Raw genomic sequence first — 2058 nt, 5'->3', positions numbered from 1 at the left:
GTCCCCAACGAGGCTGTTCAGATGGACGTGAGGGCTGTTCTCTCCAACTCCTTCGGCTTCGGCGGGACCAACGCCTGCCTTGTATTCAAGAAATGTGAGGATGTTTGAAGAGGTTGAGCAGCGCATAGGATATACCTTCAAAAACAAGGATCTCCTGAAGCAGGCTTTCACCCACATATCCTACGCCCGCGATGCGGGCGTCCCTCACTACGAAACCCTTGAGTTCCTCGGAGACGCGCTCCTTAACTTTCTGATAGTTGACCTCCTCGTTGAGTCCTTTCCGGAGAAAAGGGAGGGAGCCCTTGCCTCCCTGAAGGCGTACCTGATAAGTGAGGAGTTCTTCTGCGAACTTGCCCGGGAGCTAGGACTCCCTGAGCACATTCTCATGAGCAGGGGAAAGAAGAACGTTTCCATAATAGGGGACGTCTTTGAAGCCCTCTGGGCTGCTGTGTATGTGGACAGCGGGAGGGATTGCAACCTCGTGAAGAAGCTCTTCACTGAGCTCTTTAAGGAAAGAATTCTTGAGACCATAAGGAGCAGGAAGGTAAAGAGGGACTACAAGACCCTACTTCAGGAGATAACCCAGAAGAGGTGGAGGGAGAGACCCTCCTACAGGGTGATAAGCGTTGAGGGTCCGGAGCACGCTCGCATCTTCACCGTTGAGAGCTCAATAAGAGGTATGAGCGCCGTAGGAAGGGGCAAGAGCAAAAAGGAGGCTGAGCAGGAGGCGGCAAAGAAGCTCGTGGAGAAGCTCCAAAAGGAAGACACCCAAACTTGAGTCTATCATTATCAACCCTGTTTGTGAAAAATCACTTGCAATAAGGGTTTTCATTTGTTAGTCTTTTTTGAAGCAGAGGTGTTAGTCCGTCAAAAGAAATTAAGGAACATATACTCAAAGAGCTCCGCAAGACCCTTGACCTTGAAGGGTGTATGGTTGTTCTTTTTGGCTCTGAAGCCCTTGGCAAAGCCACGAAGAGTTCTGACATTGACATAGGTGTGCACTGCATACCTGACATAGCTCGGGGTGTGTATCTCTTTATCAAAGATAGGGCTCTGCACGCCTTTGAAGAGATAGTTCTGAGATTGAGGTCGGAGTGTAAAGAAAAAAGATGTTCTGGATTAAGATAATGAGGAAATCATATCAAGAGGTTAGAGAATGCGGATATTAACCATTCTTGTTCTCATCCTATCGGTTGCCTTTTCTCAGGGAGGGCTTGAATATAAGTTGGAAGAATATCTCAAGCAAAAGGAAGAGCCTGAGGTTAAAAAAACAGCCCCGGAATCTATAAAAACATTGCCTGAGCGGGAGCCAATTCAACAGGTAGCTCCGGAAGAAGAGAAGCTGTCCCTTATTGAGGAAAGCTATGCAGGCAGGTATGAGGGTGCACCTCTCAGGCAGTTTGGCTACGATATCTTCAAGAAGCCCCCAATGGTTCCCGAAGCTATTCCCGTTGGGGATTCTTACATACTCGGTCCTGGGGATCAGCTCGTCATCTACTTCTGGGGTGACCCCGTTGATGTGCTCGGACTGCAGAGCTTCTATACTGTTGAGGTTGATAGGGAGGGAAGGCTCTTCATACCCTCTGTCGGAGTGCTTTACGTATGGGGAAAGAGCCTTAAAGATATCAGGGAAGAGCTTTACAAGAGGTTGGGAAGGAAGTTCAAGAAGTTCAGCGTGGACGTATCCGTTGGAAGGCTCAGGAGCTTCCCGGTGTACGTTACCGGCTTTGTGAACAAGCCCGGTGTGGTTTTAGCTAAAGGGGTAAATACCGTTTTTGACGTCTTGGTTATGGCGGGAGGGGTATCAAAGAACGGAAGCTTGAGAAAGGTGGTTCTAAGGAGAAAGGACGGTAAAGAGTTTGTCCTTGACCTGTACGACCTCCTGATAGATGGAAAACAGATCGATCTCAGGGTTATAGATGGCGATGTGGTTTATGTCCCTCCCATAGGCAAGACCGCTGCTGTGGCTGGAGCGGTTAAAAGACCTGCTATATACGAGCTGAAGGGTGGTGAAAGTGCAGGTGAGCTGATAAAACTGGCAGGCGGGCTTTTGCCTTC

Annotated in this window: 3 protein-coding genes; all 3 read left to right on the top strand. The window is 49.0% G+C overall.

Going from position 1 to position 2058, the window contains the following annotated elements; translation table 11 throughout:
* Positions 1 to 100: 100 nt before the first annotated feature.
* Positions 101 to 778 (top strand): ribonuclease III, encoded by a 678-nt coding sequence (gene rnc, locus AC1HCM_RS07485; protein WP_479461145.1) that lies wholly within the window; start codon positions 101 to 103, stop codon positions 776 to 778.
* A 98-nt stretch (positions 779 to 876) separates the two neighbouring features.
* On the top strand, positions 877 to 1128 hold the full coding sequence (locus tag AC1HCM_RS07480; RefSeq protein WP_479461146.1) for a nucleotidyltransferase domain-containing protein: 252 nt from the start codon (positions 877 to 879) through the stop codon (positions 1126 to 1128).
* Between the two features lie 166 nt (positions 1129 to 1294).
* A partial coding sequence (locus AC1HCM_RS07475; RefSeq protein ID WP_479461144.1) for an SLBB domain-containing protein occupies positions 1295 to 2058 on the top strand: 764 nt, incomplete at its 3' end.

This window comes from Hydrogenivirga sp. (genome assembly GCF_056450045.1).
This window is presented reverse-complemented; position numbering and strand designations above follow the sequence as displayed.